Source organism: Archangium violaceum, assembly GCF_016887565.1.
Classification (GTDB): domain Bacteria; phylum Myxococcota; class Myxococcia; order Myxococcales; family Myxococcaceae; genus Archangium; species Archangium violaceum_B.
The window spans coordinates 484177-499339 of sequence record NZ_CP069396.1; the positions used below are offsets into that span (position 1 = coordinate 484177).

Annotated in this window: 16 protein-coding genes; 7 read left to right on the top strand and 9 right to left on the bottom strand. The window is 69.7% G+C overall.

Translation table 11 applies throughout. The features are described from left to right. The first annotated feature begins 89 nt into the window (after positions 1 to 89). Positions 90 to 1592 carry an MEDS domain-containing protein gene (locus JRI60_RS54295; protein ID WP_204224124.1) on the top strand — a complete coding sequence of 501 codons (1503 nt, stop codon included), beginning with the start codon at positions 90 to 92 and terminating at the stop codon, positions 1590 to 1592. A 90-nt stretch (positions 1593 to 1682) separates the two neighbouring features. Here the strand turns inward: JRI60_RS54295 and JRI60_RS02090 are convergent, their stop codons facing one another. The 4 genes from JRI60_RS02090 to JRI60_RS02105 form a co-directional block, all read right to left on the bottom strand. After that, entirely contained in the window at positions 1683 to 1889 is a 207-nt protein-coding gene (locus JRI60_RS02090) for a hypothetical protein (RefSeq protein WP_204224125.1), read from the bottom strand. A gap of 62 nt (positions 1890 to 1951) precedes the next feature. Continuing rightward, on the bottom strand, positions 1952 to 2575 hold the full coding sequence (locus tag JRI60_RS02095; RefSeq protein WP_204228696.1) for a class II aldolase/adducin family protein: 624 nt from the start codon (positions 2573 to 2575) through the stop codon (positions 1952 to 1954). Positions 2576 to 2607: 32 nt separating this feature from the next. Then, on the bottom strand, positions 2608 to 3723 hold the full coding sequence (mtnA, locus tag JRI60_RS02100) for an S-methyl-5-thioribose-1-phosphate isomerase (RefSeq protein ID WP_204224126.1): 1116 nt from the start codon (positions 3721 to 3723) through the stop codon (positions 2608 to 2610). Between the two features lie 110 nt (positions 3724 to 3833). Then, positions 3834 to 4727, bottom strand: a complete 894-nt coding sequence (locus tag JRI60_RS02105) for an S-methyl-5'-thioadenosine phosphorylase (protein ID WP_204224127.1) — start codon at positions 4725 to 4727, stop codon at positions 3834 to 3836. A gap of 216 nt (positions 4728 to 4943) precedes the next feature. On the opposite strand from JRI60_RS02105, the gene JRI60_RS02110 reads away from it, so the two are divergent. Continuing rightward, positions 4944 to 5117 (top strand): hypothetical protein, encoded by a 174-nt coding sequence (locus JRI60_RS02110; protein ID WP_204224128.1) that lies wholly within the window; start codon positions 4944 to 4946, stop codon positions 5115 to 5117. Between the two features lie 10 nt (positions 5118 to 5127). On the opposite strand, the gene JRI60_RS02115 is transcribed toward JRI60_RS02110, so the two are convergent. Continuing rightward, the gene (locus JRI60_RS02115; protein WP_204224129.1) at positions 5128 to 5631 is read right to left on the bottom strand and encodes a hypothetical protein; all 504 of its coding nucleotides are present in this window, start codon (positions 5629 to 5631) and stop codon (positions 5128 to 5130) included. Between the two features lie 109 nt (positions 5632 to 5740). On the opposite strand from JRI60_RS02115, the gene JRI60_RS02120 reads away from it, so the two are divergent. From JRI60_RS02120 to JRI60_RS02135, 4 genes are all read left to right on the top strand, one after another. Beyond that, positions 5741 to 6649, top strand: a complete 909-nt coding sequence (locus JRI60_RS02120; RefSeq protein ID WP_204224130.1) for a hypothetical protein — start codon at positions 5741 to 5743, stop codon at positions 6647 to 6649. Beyond that, positions 6646 to 7608, top strand: coding sequence for a zinc ribbon domain-containing protein (locus JRI60_RS02125; protein WP_204224131.1), 963 nt, complete (start codon positions 6646 to 6648; stop codon positions 7606 to 7608). Before JRI60_RS02120 ends, JRI60_RS02125 begins: the two co-directional genes overlap by 4 nt. A gap of 81 nt (positions 7609 to 7689) precedes the next feature. Continuing rightward, positions 7690 to 9636, top strand: a complete 1947-nt coding sequence (locus JRI60_RS02130; RefSeq protein WP_204224132.1) for a hypothetical protein — start codon at positions 7690 to 7692, stop codon at positions 9634 to 9636. A 12-nt stretch (positions 9637 to 9648) separates the two neighbouring features. Then, positions 9649 to 10524: a hypothetical protein gene (locus tag JRI60_RS02135; protein ID WP_204224133.1), complete on the top strand. Its 876-nt coding sequence runs from the start codon at positions 9649 to 9651 to the stop codon at positions 10522 to 10524. A gap of 3 nt (positions 10525 to 10527) precedes the next feature. On the opposite strand, the gene JRI60_RS02140 is transcribed toward JRI60_RS02135, so the two are convergent. From JRI60_RS02140 to JRI60_RS02150, 3 genes are all read right to left on the bottom strand, one after another. Beyond that, the gene (locus JRI60_RS02140) at positions 10528 to 10998 is read right to left on the bottom strand and encodes a hypothetical protein (protein WP_204224134.1); all 471 of its coding nucleotides are present in this window, start codon (positions 10996 to 10998) and stop codon (positions 10528 to 10530) included. 462 nt (positions 10999 to 11460) lie between these two features. Beyond that, a complete protein-coding gene (locus JRI60_RS02145) occupies positions 11461 to 12207 on the bottom strand; it encodes a hypothetical protein (RefSeq protein ID WP_204224135.1) in 747 nt (248 codons plus the stop codon). Positions 12208 to 12308: 101 nt separating this feature from the next. Continuing rightward, a complete protein-coding gene (locus JRI60_RS02150; RefSeq protein ID WP_239470298.1) occupies positions 12309 to 13442 on the bottom strand; it encodes a quercetin 2,3-dioxygenase in 1134 nt (377 codons plus the stop codon). Between the two features lie 115 nt (positions 13443 to 13557). Between JRI60_RS02150 and JRI60_RS02155 the strand changes: the two genes are divergently transcribed. Continuing rightward, positions 13558 to 14442, top strand: a complete 885-nt coding sequence (locus JRI60_RS02155; protein ID WP_204224136.1) for a LysR substrate-binding domain-containing protein — start codon at positions 13558 to 13560, stop codon at positions 14440 to 14442. A 5-nt stretch (positions 14443 to 14447) separates the two neighbouring features. On the opposite strand, the gene JRI60_RS02160 is transcribed toward JRI60_RS02155, so the two are convergent. Continuing rightward, the gene (locus tag JRI60_RS02160; RefSeq protein ID WP_204224137.1) at positions 14448 to 15161 is read right to left on the bottom strand and encodes a TetR/AcrR family transcriptional regulator; all 714 of its coding nucleotides are present in this window, start codon (positions 15159 to 15161) and stop codon (positions 14448 to 14450) included. Positions 15162 to 15163 lie beyond the last annotated feature (2 nt).

Sequence of the window (15163 nt, forward strand, 5' to 3'; positions counted from 1 at the left end):
TACACCCGTTGGGGTTGGGGAGCGGATGGCACGGGCACCCTGGCGAGAGGGGACTGTCTGGCAGGCACCTTTCGGCTCTCGAGGGCGGTATGAAAGACACTCCCCCGGCAGCTTCCCCGCCCCCCAGGCGGCTGGAGGAGGCAGGCGCGGCGGTGGGCGAGACGGCCCGGCAGCTCACGCGGGTGGGGCTGGGTGACCACCTGTGCCTCATCTACGAGCGGTTCGAGGAGCAGGTGGCGGCGCTGGTGCCCTTCGTGCGAACGGGGCTCGAGCGGGGCGAGCAGTGCGTGTACCTGGTGGACGAGCACACGGCGGAGGAGGTGGCCGCGGTGCTGCGGGAGAGCGGAGTGGACGTGGAGGCGGAGGGGGAGCGGGGCGCGCTCGTCTTCCAGTCCACGCGCGAGGCGTACCTGCGCACGGGGCGGTTCGTGCCGGAGGAGATGCTGGCCTATCTGCGCGAGCTGGAGAGGCAGGCGTTGGAGGCGGGCTTCACGGGGCTGCGCATCATGGGGGAGATGACGTGGGCGCTGGGGGCGGAGCCGGAGGGCGAGCAGCTCATCCGTTACGAGACGCTGCTGACGGGGTTCTTTCCGAACAGCAAGGTGGTGGCCATCTGCCAGTACCACCGGAGCCGTTTCCCACCGGAGATCATCCGGGACGTGATGCGCACGCACCCGCTGGTCATCTACGGGAACGAGGTGCACGGGAACCTCTTCTACGAGAGGCCGGAGCTGATGCTGGGGAAGGAGACGGCGGCGCTGAGGGTGGAGTGGATGCTGGCGCAGCTGCGGCGGGTGAGGGCGGACGAGCGTGAGCTGGTGGAGCTGGGGATGAGGCTGGGCCAGCAGGCGGAGGAGAACGCGCGGCTATACGAGGAGGCGAGCGAGGCGGTGAGGATCCGGGACGATTTCCTCTCGGTGGCCTCGCATGAGCTGAAGACGCCGCTGACGCCGCTGCACCTGAGGCTGCAATCGTTGAAGCGGGAGATGGAGTCGGGGCCGGTGGCATGCCAGCACCGCGAGCGGGTGATTCGGGTGGTGGAGAGCGCGGAGGCGCAGTTGCGCAAGCTGGCGGCGCTGGTGGACGACCTGCTGGACGTCTCGAGGCTGACGGAGGGGAAGCTGCCGCTGACGTGGGAGGACGTGGAGCTGGGGGAGGTGGTGCGGGAGGTGATGGGGCGGTTCGCGCAGCAGGCGGCGAAGATGGACTGCGAGCTGGAACTGGTGGTGGAGGGGCCGGTGGTGGGGAGGTGGGATCGGCTGCGGTTGGATCAGGTGATGACGAACCTGCTGTCGAACGCGATGAAGTACGGAGCGGGGCACCCGGTGCGGGTGAGGGTGGAGGGGGATGAGGAGCGGGGGGTGCTGGTGGTGAAGGACGAGGGGATCGGGATAGCGCCGGAGCACCTCAAGCGCATCTTCGGCAAGTTCGAGAGGGCGGTGTCGGGGAGGAACTACGGAGGGTTGGGGCTGGGGCTCTACATCACGCAGCAGATCGTGCAGGCGTTGGGAGGGAGCATCCAGGTGGAGAGCGAGCCAGGGCGGGGATCCACGTTCCGGGTAGAGCTCCCGCTGCGGCCCCCCGAGTCATGAGCTCGCCGCCTACTACCCCTCTCCCTCTGGGAGAGGGACGGGGTGAGGGTATGAGACCCCGTGGAATGGATCCGCGAAGCACAGAGGATCTCAGGCGTCCGCTGCATCGTTGGAGTCTCCCTTGGGGCGCAGCGCCTCGTACAACTCGGTCATTCGCTGCAGTTGCTCGAGCCTCTCCGTGGGAGTGAGGCGGAGATTCTCCTCGAGCAGGGACACGTCCACGCCCGCATCAATGGCCGCATCCCAATCTGGTCCGTAGCTCGGGAAGGCCTGCCGTAGGAGTTCTCGCGGATCCATGCGGGAAGTCTAAGCCGGACCGCGGTCAAGCGCAGGTCCGGCGGTTCAGGACTGACCGCTCCTCAGCCCTTGGGCTCTGGCTGCTGTCCGTACGTCTTGAACTTCTCGAGCACCACGGCCATCTCCGTCGAATCCAGAATCACGGGCTCGCCGACCTGGAGCGCGCGCCAGTACATGGCCGCGAGCGTCTCCACCTCCACGGCCAGCTTGAAGGCGCCCGCCAGGTCCCTGCCCAGCGCGAGCATTCCGTGATTCGCCAGCAGGCACGCCTTGCGCCCCTCCAGCGCCGTCACGGCGTGGCGCGACAGCTCCTCGGTGCCGAACGTGGCGTACGGCGCGCAGCGGATGTCCACGCCTCCGGCCGCCGCCACCATGTAATGGAAGGACGGAATCCCCCGGTGCAGGCACGCGAGCGTCGTGCAGAACATCGAGTGCGCGTGCAGCACCGCGCCCACCTCGGGCCGCGCGGCGAGGATGTCCCAGTGGAAGCGCCACTCGGACGAGGGCTTGCGGCGCCCCTCGTGGCCGCCGTCGAAGCGCATCAGGACGATGTCCTCCGGCACCATCGAGTCGTAGTCCATCCCGGTCGGCGTCACGAGGAACCCGTCCTCGACGCGCTGGCTGAGATTGCCGCTCGTGCCCTGGTTCAGCCCCGACGTGTTCATCTTCCGCGCCGTGGCGATCATCGCCTGGCGCAGCTCCAGGTGCTTCGGAGTGCTCACGTGCCCGTCTCCCGCGCAGGCCGCCGCTCGGGGAAGAGCGACAGCAGTCCCTCGGTCGAGGCCGCGCACACCCCGCGCTCGGTGACGAGCGCCGTCACCAGCCTCGCCGGAGTCACATCGAAGCCGTAGTTGGCCACCGGGCTCGCCTCCGGCGTCACCCGCACCGTCACCACCTCGCCCGAGGGCAGCCGCCCGCTGATGTCCGTCAGCTCGCGGCCATCCCGCTGCTCGATGGGGATGTCACGCACCCCGTCCTCCAGCGTCCAGTCGATGGTGGGGGAGGGCAGCGCCACGTAGAAGGGCACGCCGTTGTCCCTGGCGGCGAGCGCCTTGAGGTACGTGCCGATCTTGTTCGCCACGTCACCCCGGGCGGTGGTGCGGTCCGTGCCCACGATGCACAGGTCCACCTCGCCGTGCTGCATGAGGTGGCCGCCGACGTTGTCCGCGATGACGGTGTGGGGCACGCCGTGCTGCCCGAGCTCCCACGCCGTCAGGCTCGCGCCCTGGTTGCGCGGGCGGGTTTCATCCACCCAGACGTGCACGGGAATGCCCTGCTCGTGCGCCAGGTAGAGGGGCGCGAGCGCCGTGCCCCAGTCCACCGTGGCCAGCCAGCCCGCGTTGCAGTGGGTGAGCACGTTCACCCGTCCCTGGCGGCCCTTGCGCTCCCAGGCCGAGCGGATGAGCCCCAGCCCGTGCTCGCCGATGGAGCGGTTGATGGCCACGTCCTCGTCGCAGAGGGCGGCCGCGCGCCGGTACGCGGCGGCGACCCGCTCGGACGGAGGCAGCGGACGCAGCGCGCGGCGCATCTCGTCGAGCGCCCAGCGCAGGTTCACCGCCGTGGGCCGGGTGGCCTGGAGCAGCGCGCAGGCCCGCTCCAGCGCTCCATCGGACGCGTCCGCGCGCAGGGCGAGGCACACGCCGTAGGCCGCGGTGGCCCCGATGAGCGGTGCCCCGCGCACCTGCATGGAGCGGATGGCATGGGCCGCCTCGTCGAGCGTCGTGAGCCGCAGCGTCGCGAAGGCGTGGGGCAGGCGCGTCTGGTCGATGATGCCGACCGAGTGGCCGTCGGTCTCGACCCAAAGGGTGCGCATCGGCTTTCCGTGGACCTTCATGCGTCTTCGTTTCCTCGCGAGTGGGGGTGCGGAGGGTGGAACACGGGGGAGCACGTACCCTCACCCCGACCCTCTCCCGGAGGGAGAGGGAGTGGACATACAGCCGCTTGCTAGGTGCCCTGGCGCTTCAGCACCCGGCCACCGACAGCGTCGAGCCGCTCGAGGACCTGGGGGTCCCTCACCTCGGGAGCGGTGATGAGGGCGTGGTCGAGCGCCGTCTGGCAGCCGTGTGCGCACGGGCCCTGGTGCTTGCCGAGCAGCGGCACCACGTTCCTCACCAGCCCGCGCGCCTTGCCCGCGTTGGCCATCAGCACGGAGATGACCTGGTCCACGGTGACGGCATCGTGGCCGGGATGCCAGCAGTCGAAGTCCGTCACCATGGCCACGGTCGCGTAGCAGATCTCCGCCTCACGGGAGAGCTTGGCCTCGGGCATGTTGGTCATGCCGATCACGCTGCACCCCCAGCTGCGGTAGAGCTGGCTCTCGGCGAGCGAGGAGAACTGGGGCCCCTCCATGACGAGGTAGGTGCCGCCGCGCTTCATGGGGATGTCGAGCCCCTGGCCGGCGCTCATCACCGCGTCCCCCAGGCGCGTGCACACGGGCCGGGCCATGGACACGTGGGCGACGCAGCCGGTGCCGAAGAAGCTCTTCTCGCGAGCGAAGGTGCGGTCGATGAACTGGTCCACCACCACGAAGGAGCCCGGGGGCAGGTCCTCGCGCAGGCTGCCCACGGCGGACAGGGAGAGCAGGTCGGTGACGCCCGAGCGCTTGAGCGCGTCGATGTTGGCGCGGAAGTTGATGTCCGAGGGAGCAATCCGGTGGCCCCGGCCGTGGCGGGGCAGGAACACCACGCGGGTGCCGTCGAGCGTGCCGAAGCACAGCTCGTCCGAGGGCTCGCCGAAGGGCGAGGACACCTTGCGCCAGGAGACGTCCTGGAGGCCGTCGATTTGATAGAGGCCGCTGCCTCCGAGGATGCCGATGACGGGGGGAGACGGGTGCGCCATGGGAGGGGCTCCGGGGGACGGGGGAGACAGGCCCCGAACTCTTCCCGCCATGCCCCGGAGAGGCAACAGCGAAGCCACGGCGCCCCGTGTGTCACACCGCGGACAGTGCACTCGTCCTCCAGGGTACCTGTCACCCGTGAGCGCTCGTGCCGACTGTCTCCCTGGCATCCCTGGCGCGGAGGCCCACCTGTGCGAACGGACATCGAAGAGTTGGCCATGGGCACATGGGAACCCGGGGACGACGACCTCCTCCCCTGGATGCCGGGAGACGGATTCCCGGATGGGAACGACCCGCTGCGCCAGGGCGCGGCTCTCTACGCGCTCGACGGCGGAGACGACGAGGCGCCTTCCCCCTTCTGGGAGGACCCGCCGCGCTCCGGTGGCCGCTGAGCGGGGCGGATCAGCTCGACGGCAGGGCGTAGTGGACGCGGATGCGCGTGGCGGCCTGGGTGAGCCCGGCCTCCTGGAAGCGCTCGGCGGCCCAGGAGACGGCGGGCGTCAGCGTGGCGGTGACGACGAAGGGCGTGGTCATCGCCGCGAAGTGGCGGATGACGCTCATCATCATCCGCACCGCGGGGGACTCGATGATGTACGCCGAGCCCAGCATCCAGTGGCGCAGCTGGAGCGCGTTGTCGCGCAGCCAGTCGGTGTAGCGCTGGCGCATCTGCGCCGTGGGCATGTGCACCTGACGCGCGTCGAAGATGCACAGGTGCGGCTCCTCGCGCCGCAGGTAGGCGCTCCGGGTCGACAGGTACGCCTCGAAGTCCTCCGTCGTGACGGTCCGGCCGATCCGCACCACCACCAGCGGCCACAGGCTCTCGTCGAGCAACACGCTGGAGGACTCGTTTCCGGGCGCCTGTGGCTGGGAAGCCAGGGACACCAGCATTTCTTCCCGGAAGGGCATGGGGTGGACTCGGCGCAAGGAAGTGGGGGGTGTAGCGCAACTCGGACTGAAAGTTGAGTGGAATGCACGACTCCGGCTGAGGGAAGGTGCTCGCGGGGAGAGGCCTGAGATGAACTTACGGTGCCAATCATGTGGAGCGGAGCTGGTGGTGGCGGAGGGGCTGCGCACGACGGTGTGTCCGTACTGCGCGGCGCCCTCGGTGGTGGAGCGGCCGCCGAGCCTGGACAGGCCCGCGCCCACCTTCGCGCTGGGGTTCGCGCTGACCCATCAGGTCGCGGGCGAGCGGGTGAAGCACTGGCTGCGCACGCGCAACCCTTGGTGCCATTCGGGGCTCAAACGAGCCTCGCTGCAGGACGTGCGAGGTGTGTACGTACCGGCGTACCTCTACAGCGCGCGGGCCGATTCCCACTACAGCGTCTCAATTGGTGAGAACTACACCGAGACGGAGACGTACACGACGACGGAGAACGGGAAGACCGTCACCAAGACGCGCACGGTGACGAAGACGGAGTGGCGCCCGCTGCGAGGCGAGCACGCCGAATACGTGCCGGACGTGCTGGTGACGGCCTCGCGCGGGCTGTCCAACCCGGAGCTGGAGCAGCTGGAGCCCTTCGACCTGAGGGTGCTGGCGCGCTACGAGCCGGCGCTGGTGGCGGGCTGGGTGGCGGAGGAGCCGTCACTCTCCCGTGACGAGTGCCTGCGGCAGGCGCGCGAGGAGGCGCTGGCGCGGGTGGCGCGGCGGCTGGAGTCCTTCATGCCGGGGGACTCGCACCGCGAGCTGCGGCACGACACGCGGTTGGAGGAGGAGTCGCTGGACGTGTGCCTGGTGCCCGTATGGGTGCTGGCGGCGCGCTACGCGCCGGACAAGCCGCCGCTGCGGGTGGTGGTGAACGGGCAGTCGGGCGAGGTGTTCGGCAAGGTGCCCATCTCCTGGGTGAAGGTGCTGCTGACGGTGCTGGGCGTGGTGGCGCTGGGGCTGCTCGTGTACGTGCTGCTGGGCCAGGGAGGCCGGTCATGACGGCCCGGGCGATGGCGGGGTGCGAGCGGTGCGGGAGCGCGCTGGAGGTGGGGGATTTGCGCTGCCCCATCTGCGGGCTGGCGGCGGCCCCCCGGGAGCGGGGCCTGCTGCCGGCGGGCGAGGTGGCGAAGGTGGTGCGGTGCGACAGTTGCGGGGCCTCGCTGGAGTACTCGGCGGAGGTGAAGGCGCCGCGGTGTGCCTTCTGCGCGTCGGTGATGCACGTGGAGACGACGGCGGACCCGCTGGAGCAGGCCGAGCACTTCCTGCCCTTCACGGTGGAGCCGGCGGCGGCGCGCGAGGCGCTGATGGGGTTCCTGTCGGAGAAGCGCTTCTTCCGGCCGGCGAACCTGGCGGAGGAGGCGGCGCTGCAATCCCTGCGGCCGATGTGGTGGCCGGCGTGGGCCTTCAGCGCGGGGGCGCGGGTGAGCTGGACGGCGGACTCGAACGTGGGGAGCGGACGCTCGGACTGGGCGCCGCACTCGGGACAGGTGGCGCTCACCTTCCAGGACATCCTCGTGTCGGCGTCGCGGGGCCTGACGGAGCGCGAGTGCGATCGGCTGGCCGGCCATTACGCGCTGGCGGGCGTGGAGCGCGAGCCGAGAGGGCCGGAGGACGCGCAGGTGGAGCGCTTCGACGTGACGCGCTCGGGGGCGAGGCGGCAGATATTGGCGGCGGTGGAGCAGGAGGCGCGCGAGCAGGTGGAGCGCTCGCACGTGCCGGGCAGCCGCCGCCGCAACGTGCACGTGGCGGTGGTGCTGTCGAGCCTGGAGACGAGGCGCTACGCGCTGCCGGCGTACGTGCTGGCGTACCGGTACCGCAAGAAGCTGTACCGGGTGGTGGTGCACGGGCAGGACACGAAGGTGGTGCTGGGAGACGCGCCGGTGTCGGTGCTGAAGGTGGTGCTGGTGGTGGCCGCGGTGCTGCTGGCGCTGCTCGTGGTGCTGCTGTTGCTGCGCTGAGCGGCCTTCCTGGCGGGCCGTGGCGTCACATTCGCGGCCCGCCCACTCCGTCAGGGTGGATTTTACCCCGAGGTCACCACCATGCCGGCCAAGAAGCCCTCCCTCTCCCTCCCCGCCGCCGTCCCGGCGGTCCTGACCCAGAAGCTGGAGAACCTCCGCTTCTCCTCCATTGCCTCCGTGCAGGAGGGAGTCCGCGCGGTGAAGCTCCAGCGGGCGGAACTGGCGCCCAGCATCGCCCGTCTCTATGCGGACTCGGAGCGCAAGGCCATGTTCTTCGCCGAGGGGGTGGCCGCCAACTGGCGCGATGACCGCGAGGCGGAGGAGGACGCCGAGCCGCTGATCGACTGGGCCCGGAGTGCCGGCTCGCAGCAGCGCCGGATGATGGTCCACGCCCTCAAGCAGCAGAACCGGGGCATCTTCGTCGTCCACCACGTCGGTGGAATGAGCCGGGAGGACGCCCGGGCCTTCATGAAGGACTACTTCGAGGCCGGTGGCAGCCTCGACGACGTGGCCGAGTGGCTCCAGCGCGCCGGCAACGTGCTGCGCAACGAGCGGCCCGCCGGGCAGCCCGGCACCGATGGCCTCTTCTCCAAGGCCTGGAACTGGGTCAAGGGCGCGGTCAAGACGGTGACGGACGCGGTCAAGGCCGCGGGGAAGTCCCTGGCGGATGCCATGGGGAAGGTCCTCTCGTGGACGGCCGCGAAGATCGCCGACTTCGTCGATGCCCTGCTGGATGCCGGCCGCAAGGTGGGGGAGATTCTCACCGAGGCGCTGGCGAAGGGCGCGGACGCGCTGAAGAAGTTCGTCCGGGCCGTGCTCGACGCGGGCCGGGCCGTCGCGGACGTGCTCGCCTGGGCGGCGACGAAGGCCGCGGCCACGCTGAAGGACGTGGTGGACGCCATCCTCCAGGCGGGGCGGGCGGTGGCGCAGCTCGTCGCCGAGGCGGCCAAGGCGGGCGAGGCGGCGATTCGCGCCACGGTGCGCGCGCTCGTGGAGCTGGGCCGGAAGGTGCGCGAGGTGCTCGCGGCCGCCGGTGCGTGGTCCACCGCGGCCCTGGAGCAGCTCTTCCGGGGGCTGAAGGCGGCCGGAAGCAAGCTGGCCGAGGTGGCCGGGGAGGTGGCCCGCTTCACCGGCACCGCCATCCGCCGCATGGTCGAGGGCCTCTACAAGGCCTATCTCCAGGCCCGGGACATCCTGGTGGCCTTCATGAAGGATCAGCTGAGCACGCTGCGCATGGTGCTGGAGGGGCTGCTCGCGGCGGGCCTCCAGCTGGGCAAGGCCATCACCTCCATCGTCCAGGACGTGGCCGAGCAGTTCCGCAAGGGCTTCTTCCAGGGGCTCATCGCGCTGGGCAAGAGCCCGTTCCTCATCATGAAGGAGGCGCTCGCGACGACGGGCGCGGTGGCGGCGCTCGCGTTCGCCACGCTGCTGGACGTGCTGGGAGGGCACCGGCCCCTGACGGACGAGGAGAAGAAGCAGGCCCGCCTGGCGTTCGGCTCGTCCATCGACCTGGAGCGCGTGAAGGTGGCCGTCGCGTCGATTCCCGCCGACCTGGTGAACCTGGTCAATGGAGAGCGGCCCTTCACGACGATGTACGTGCTCAACTTCGCCTCGTGGGCGGAGGTGGACATGAAGACGCTGATCCACGAGCTGACGCACACCTGGCAGGGCGTGGTGGCGGGGCCGGTGTACATGCTGGAGGCGCTGCACGCGCAGCTGCGGGGCGAGGGCTACGAGGTGACCAATGACATGCTCCGGGCTCGCGGCAACCAGCTGAGCCGCTTCAACCGGGAGCAGCAGGCGGTCATCGTCGAGGAGTACTGGTACGAGCAATGGGGCAAGGCCGCCTTCCCGAAGCTGAAGGGGCTGGGCCTGGACGTGGACCTGCTGCGGCCCTACGCCAAACAGGTCTTCAAGCCCCTCAAGGTCGTCAAGATGCCCCTGCCGCTCCCGAAGAAGCCCGTGCCGCCCATCCGTCGGCCCGTGGCCGCCGCCGCCCGCACGGCGCGTCCGCGGCACGAGCCGTGAGGCACGGCGTCCATGTTGGCCGTCGTGGCGCCTCCGTCCTTCCGGCGTCCGCTCATCGAGGCGCTCGGGGCCGTGGGGATCCGGTCCGTCTTCCACCGGCGCCCGGAGCCCGGCGGCGGGGCGGATCCCTACCACCTGGAGATGCTGGCGCGGAGGTGGGCGGGGCGTGTCGAGGGACTGTTGCTGATCGCGCCCGGGAACCGCTCGCCGCGCGCGGTGGTTCCCGGGCTGGTGGTGGGCGGGGTGCCCGTGGGGCTGCTCTTCGCCGGTGAGCCGCGAGCGCTGTCCCCGTGGCTGGAGGCGGTGGCGCGCCGGAGGCGAACCACGGAGGGGACGCGTGCCGTGCTGGCCGCCTGGGAGGAGCCGTACCTGCACCTGGGCCGGCGCTTCGCGCGGTGTCTGCGCGCCGCGCGTCCCGGCCGGGCCACGACGTGGTTCGCCGATCGACTCAACCGACAGGCGATGCTGGAGCGGCTCGCTGGAGGGCCGGCGCTGGCCACCTACTTCGGCCATGGCCACTCGGAGGGACTGGGCGGCTACCACGGTGTCTACCGGGAGCACGTCGAGGCGCACCGGTGCTGGTGGCCGTGCGGAGTGTTCGCGGCCTGGGCCTGTAACACGCTGGCGCGGGGGCGAGCGGGTGGCTCGTTCGGGGGCTTCCTGGTCGGGTCCGGCCGAGCCGTGGGATTCCTGGGCTCGACGGCGGCGGTGCTCACTCCGGACAACGCGGCGCTGTCGAAGCTGGCGGGCGAGTGCCTGGAGCGGATGGGGCCCACGAGCCTGGGCCGCTGGGTGTGCGCCATCGACGCGGCGCTCGAGCCCGAGTCCCCGGCGTGGCGGGCCTGGAGCACGTACCGGTTCCTGGGCAACCCGTTGCAGCCGCTGTGAGGACTACCTGTGCGCTGGGGTCCAGGAGATGCCGGGATAGGAGCCGGAGGGCCGCAGGCCGAAGTGCTGGCGGATGCGCACGGAGGGGAGGAGGAGCTCCGCGTCGGCGAAGCGGTCGGCGGCCCACTCGGCGGCGGCCCGGGCGTCGGGCACGAGCGTGTGGGCGATGGGGACGGGCTTGAGATGGAGGATGACGTTGAGGGACAGCCGGCTGCGCGTCGAGGAGCTCACGAAGGCCAGACCGAGCACCTTCTCGCGCAGCAGGGCCTGATTGGCGTGCATCCACTCGGCCTGTTGCCGGCACTGATCGAGCGGCACCGAGGCGGCGTTGACGTCGAGCAGGACCATGCAGGGCCCGGGCTGCCGCACATAGGCCTCCAACCGCAGGAGGTACTGCTCGAACTGTTCGGACGTGTGCGCGCCCACGAACCTCAACTTCAACAGCGGCCACAGGCTGTCGTCGAAGATGATCACGTTCGCCCCCCACTTTCTGTGGAATCCCGAGAAAAACGCTACAGAACGGGATTATGAGCCCATCGAGACGAAGGGGGCTGCGGGAGAGGGGGGAAGCGTTAGGCGGAGACCACTGAGGGGCGGGTGCCGTCAGGAATGAGGCAGCGAGAGTGTCGCCTCGGCCACCACCAACAACAACCCCTCTCCCTCCGGGAGAGGGACGGGGTGAGGGTACCGCGAGCCTCGGGTCGAACCCAGGCGGTGAGCCCTGGTGGAGTGTCCACGAAGTTCGTGGGAGATAGTCGTGTTGCGCATGCTCCCTCTCCCTTTGGGAGAGGGCGGGGGGTGAGGGTCGTCACCCTCGTGTTCCCAACTCCGGCTTGATGCGCTCCAGGGGAAGACCCTCACCCTAGCCCTCTCCCAGAGGGAGAGGGGACATCCACGGGCGCTCGGACCATGTCCAAGGACTTCGTGGACGCTCCACTAGAAGGTGCCCGTGCCCCGCAGCTGGCCGACGAAGTTGGCCTGATAGAGCTGGCTGGAGGGGAAGATGAAGCCTGTGCCGATGAACTGGATCTGCCCGGCGAGGCTGAGGCCGCCATTCTGGAGGTTCACCTGCATGAGGCCGTCCTGGATGAGGAACACGTTGGCGAGCAAGCCGCCCAGGAGGTTGAAGTTGTTGAGGAATGCGGCGGCGGCGATGTTGAAGTCGGGCTGGATGCTGAGCTGACCGAGGGCGGGATTGGCGGCGACGAAGGCGAAGTCGAGAGCGGCCTGGGTGCACCGGCCCTGGACGAGACCATAGAGGGCGGAGTTGGTGGCGAAGCGGATGGCGCCTGGCTCGGGGACGACGGAGGGGGCGCCGGAGATCAGGAACAGGTCATTGGCGTTGATGCCGTTGGTGGTGCCAACGAGGGAGATGGGGTTCACGAGGAACAGGAGCCCGGCACGTTGGAAGGGTCCGCTGGAGGTCTGGCCGGCGAGCACCACGTCGTAAACGGCGAAGCGCCTTCCGGAGAGAGGGTTGGGCCGGATGCCGCAAGCGGCGAAGTAGCGCTCGAGCTCCTGCCGTAGGATGGGCTCTTCGGGCAGGGGGCTGAACTGCGGAAGCTCCAGGGAGGGCGTATCGAGGAACGTTTGAGCGCGTGCGGTGAGGCCGAGCCCCAGCCCGGCCACCAGCAGGAGCCGCACCGCGTGGAGGAGGATTCGTCCGCTGTGTCTGGCCTTCATGTCCGCCACTCCTCTCCCTGTCATGAGAGAGGAGTGGCCTGACTGGAGATGTGACGTGACGCGCGTCCAGGCTCCCTCGGCCGGTCTCAGGGGGCGGGACCCTACTTCTTGGATGCCGGCGGCTGGACGAGCTTCAGGTCGAGCTCGTTCAGCTTCGAGAGGACCCGGTCGAACCTGAAGGGAGCGGGCGTTTGGGGATACACGTAGGCCGGGTAGGGGTCTCCGAGGGTGCGGAAGAAGGACTCGAAGAGACCCGGGGTGAGGAAGCCGACCATGCGCGTGTAGTGGCTGTTGAGCTGGTAGGCGTGAATGGTGCGGGCGGGGGCGTGGACGAAGTCACCCGGAGCCAACGTCACCGTGGCGTCGTTGACCCGCATGGTGATGGAGCCATCCAGACAGAAGAAGGTCTCCGTGTGCTTCTCATGGTAGTGCAGGGGAATCATGTCTCCGGCGGGGCCCTCGCTCACGACGACGATGAACTTGCCATCGCTGTTGCGCTGATCGCCGACGAGGGAGAAGACCTCACTGCCCGCGACCAGCCGCTGGCCTTCACCCGAGGCGAGGACGTAGGGAACCTTCTTGTCGGGGACCGTGCCATTGCTCACGCGCTGGGGAGTGCTCCTGCTCGGCGCCTTGCTCTCGAAACGGACATCGGCGCTGGCCTCCGCCTTCTTCAGCGACTCCCTGGGAATCTCGGGGTTGACCTCCGGAGGCTGCACATAACCCTCATAGGGTTGGCCGAGCGCCTTGTAGAGCGAGCCCATCTCCCTGCCGGTAGACCATGAGATGAGCCGGGTGCGGTGGCTGCGCATCTTGAAGGCATGGGGGGTGCCCTCCGGGATGCTCGCGAAGTCACCACGGATGAGGAGGTAGTGCCCTCCACCGAGCCAGAGCTCGACCTCTCCGTCGAGGACCAGGAGGGCCTCGTGCGTCCGGGCATGGGTGTGCAGCGGGAGATTCGCGTCCCGTCCACCCGTCAGGACAGCGGCCTCGAAGAGCTCCTGGGTGTCCACGCCTCGGGCGATCAGGCCCGCGACCAGCCCGCCCACGAGATACCGCTCGCCCTCACCGTTGCGGATGAAATAGGGCACGGCCTTGCCCGGCAGCTTGCCCTCGGGCACGACCTTCTGGATGTCGATGCCGGGAGCTGTCTGGGGTTGGGGAGTGTCCAGGGCGTGGGCGATCTGGCCCGTGCCGAGGACGAACATCAACAGAGCGGCCCATGGGTGTCTCATTGAATCCTGCCTGTGTATGCGGGGGTGGAATCGAAACGTGCGAGGCAAGGATGTTGGGGTTCGTTCGAGAACTCCAATAGATTGAAAGGTGACCTGTAATCAGCGGGAGTGATGAATGGAACTGCGCCATCTTCGCTACTTCGTCGCCGTGGCCGAGGAGCTGCACTTCGCCCGGGCCGCCAGCCGGCTGCGGATCGTTCAGCCCGCGCTGAGCATGCAGATCAAGGCACTGGAGGAGGAGCTGGGGACACGGCTGCTCGAACGGACGCGGCGCCATGTGGAGCTCACGGAGGCGGGCAGACTCTTCCTGGAGGAGGCACGCCGGACACTGGAGCAGGCGGAGCGTGCGGCGCGAGTCGCGGAACGAGCGGGCCGGGGAGAGCTGGGGCGCCTGGAGATCGGGTTCTCGGTCAACGTCGCCTACTCGGGGGTGCTGGCCAGGACGCTCAAGGCCTTCCGCCAGCGCGCGCCGGAGATCGAGCTGCTGCTGCATGAGTTACACCCGTTCGACCAGCTCGAGGCCCTGGTGGAAGGACGCATCCAGGTCGGCCTGCTCACGGCCCCGGCCCTGCCCGTTCCTCCAGAGTTGGTGACGGTGCGGGTGGCGACCTGGCCCTTGATGGTGGCGATGCCCGCTGGCCACCCGCTGGCCGCGCGCGCGCGTGTCCCGGCCGACCTGCTGGTGGAGGAATCCTTCATCGACTTCAGCGGGTCGAAGGACGAGCAGGGGCTCTCCGTTTTGCAGCGCATCTGGGGCTTCACCCCTCGGATCCGCTATCGCAGCACCAACATCATGGCGGTCATCAGCCTGGTGGCCGCGGGCCTTGGCGTGGCCCTGGTGCCCGAATCCATGGTGTCGCTCAACATCGGGGGCAACGTCGTCTACCGTCCGCTCACCGGCGTGACCGAGTCGATGGAGCTGTCCGTGGCGTACCGCCGTCACGAGAAGGCTCCGGCCGTGCGGACCTTCCTGGAGGTGGTCCGGAGCCTGTCGGGATGAGCCTCCTACCCGCGTTCCCGGCGGGAGCGCCGGGGCGGTGAGCGTCTCACGGGCCCGCGCCCACCCGCGGGCTCCTCGAGCAGGGCCGGGCCGAGCAACTCGAGGCACTCGGCGAGGACCTCGCCCGGGTCGCGCTTCCTCCCCGCGGAGAACGGCTGCTCCAGCGCGAGGCGTCCCGCGGTGGCCAGGACGGCACCGGCCAGGCGCGCCCGCTGCGAGTCCGGGAAGATACCCAGCCACTCGGCGACGACGTGCGCGAGCGCGACCTCCGCATCGGTGAGGATCTGCAGCCACACCGCGCGGAGGCTCTCCGTCTCGTTCAGCACGGGGAGGAGGTTCTCCCAGTTCATGGAGTGCTCCTCCGCGATGGACTGGTGGAGCGCCGCCACCATCGCCTCATGCAGGGGCCGGCCGCGGGGGGCGGCTCGCATGTCGGAGACGACGCGCGCGAGCGCCGCGTCGACGGCGGGGCGGATGGCGTCCTCCTTCCGGGGGAAGTACCGGTAGAAGGTCCGCTCGGAGAGGCCCGCGTGGGCCGCGAGCTCCTTGACGGTGAAGTCGCTCGTGCGCTCCCGCATGAACAAGCCGATGACGGCGCGCGAGGCCTCGAGCATCGCCTGGTCGCGCCCCTCGCGCGGGGCGAGGGTGAGGGGCGCGGGCTCCCGGTCCGCGCCCGGGGCCGGCCGTTCCTGGGGTTGGGCGCGCAATCGCTGGGGCATGG

Bases quoted from the DNA above. Each gene is read 5' to 3' on its own strand.
- JRI60_RS02160 (WP_204224137.1), bottom strand. From the start codon at position 15,161: ATGCCCCAGCGATTGCGCGCCCAACCCCAGGAACGGCCGGCCCCGGGC.
- JRI60_RS02150 (WP_239470298.1), bottom strand. From the start codon at position 13,442: ATGAGACACCCATGGGCCGCTCTGTTGATGTTCGTCCTCGGCACGGGC.
- JRI60_RS02110 (WP_204224128.1), top strand. From the start codon at position 4,944: ATGGGCACATGGGAACCCGGGGACGACGACCTCCTCCCCTGGATGCCG.
- JRI60_RS02155 (WP_204224136.1), top strand. From the start codon at position 13,558: ATGGAACTGCGCCATCTTCGCTACTTCGTCGCCGTGGCCGAGGAGCTG.
- mtnA (WP_204224126.1), bottom strand. From the start codon at position 3,723: ATGAAGGTCCACGGAAAGCCGATGCGCACCCTTTGGGTCGAGACCGAC.
- JRI60_RS02090 (WP_204224125.1), bottom strand. From the start codon at position 1,889: ATGGATCCGCGAGAACTCCTACGGCAGGCCTTCCCGAGCTACGGACCA.
- JRI60_RS02105 (WP_204224127.1), bottom strand. From the start codon at position 4,727: ATGGCGCACCCGTCTCCCCCCGTCATCGGCATCCTCGGAGGCAGCGGC.
- JRI60_RS54295 (WP_204224124.1), top strand. From the start codon at position 90: ATGAAAGACACTCCCCCGGCAGCTTCCCCGCCCCCCAGGCGGCTGGAG.
- JRI60_RS02095 (WP_204228696.1), bottom strand. From the start codon at position 2,575: ATGATCGCCACGGCGCGGAAGATGAACACGTCGGGGCTGAACCAGGGC.
- JRI60_RS02145 (WP_204224135.1), bottom strand. From the start codon at position 12,207: ATGAAGGCCAGACACAGCGGACGAATCCTCCTCCACGCGGTGCGGCTC.
- JRI60_RS02135 (WP_204224133.1), top strand. From the start codon at position 9,649: ATGTTGGCCGTCGTGGCGCCTCCGTCCTTCCGGCGTCCGCTCATCGAG.
- JRI60_RS02115 (WP_204224129.1), bottom strand. From the start codon at position 5,631: ATGCCCTTCCGGGAAGAAATGCTGGTGTCCCTGGCTTCCCAGCCACAG.
- JRI60_RS02130 (WP_204224132.1), top strand. From the start codon at position 7,690: ATGCCGGCCAAGAAGCCCTCCCTCTCCCTCCCCGCCGCCGTCCCGGCG.
- JRI60_RS02120 (WP_204224130.1), top strand. From the start codon at position 5,741: ATGAACTTACGGTGCCAATCATGTGGAGCGGAGCTGGTGGTGGCGGAG.
- JRI60_RS02125 (WP_204224131.1), top strand. From the start codon at position 6,646: ATGACGGCCCGGGCGATGGCGGGGTGCGAGCGGTGCGGGAGCGCGCTG.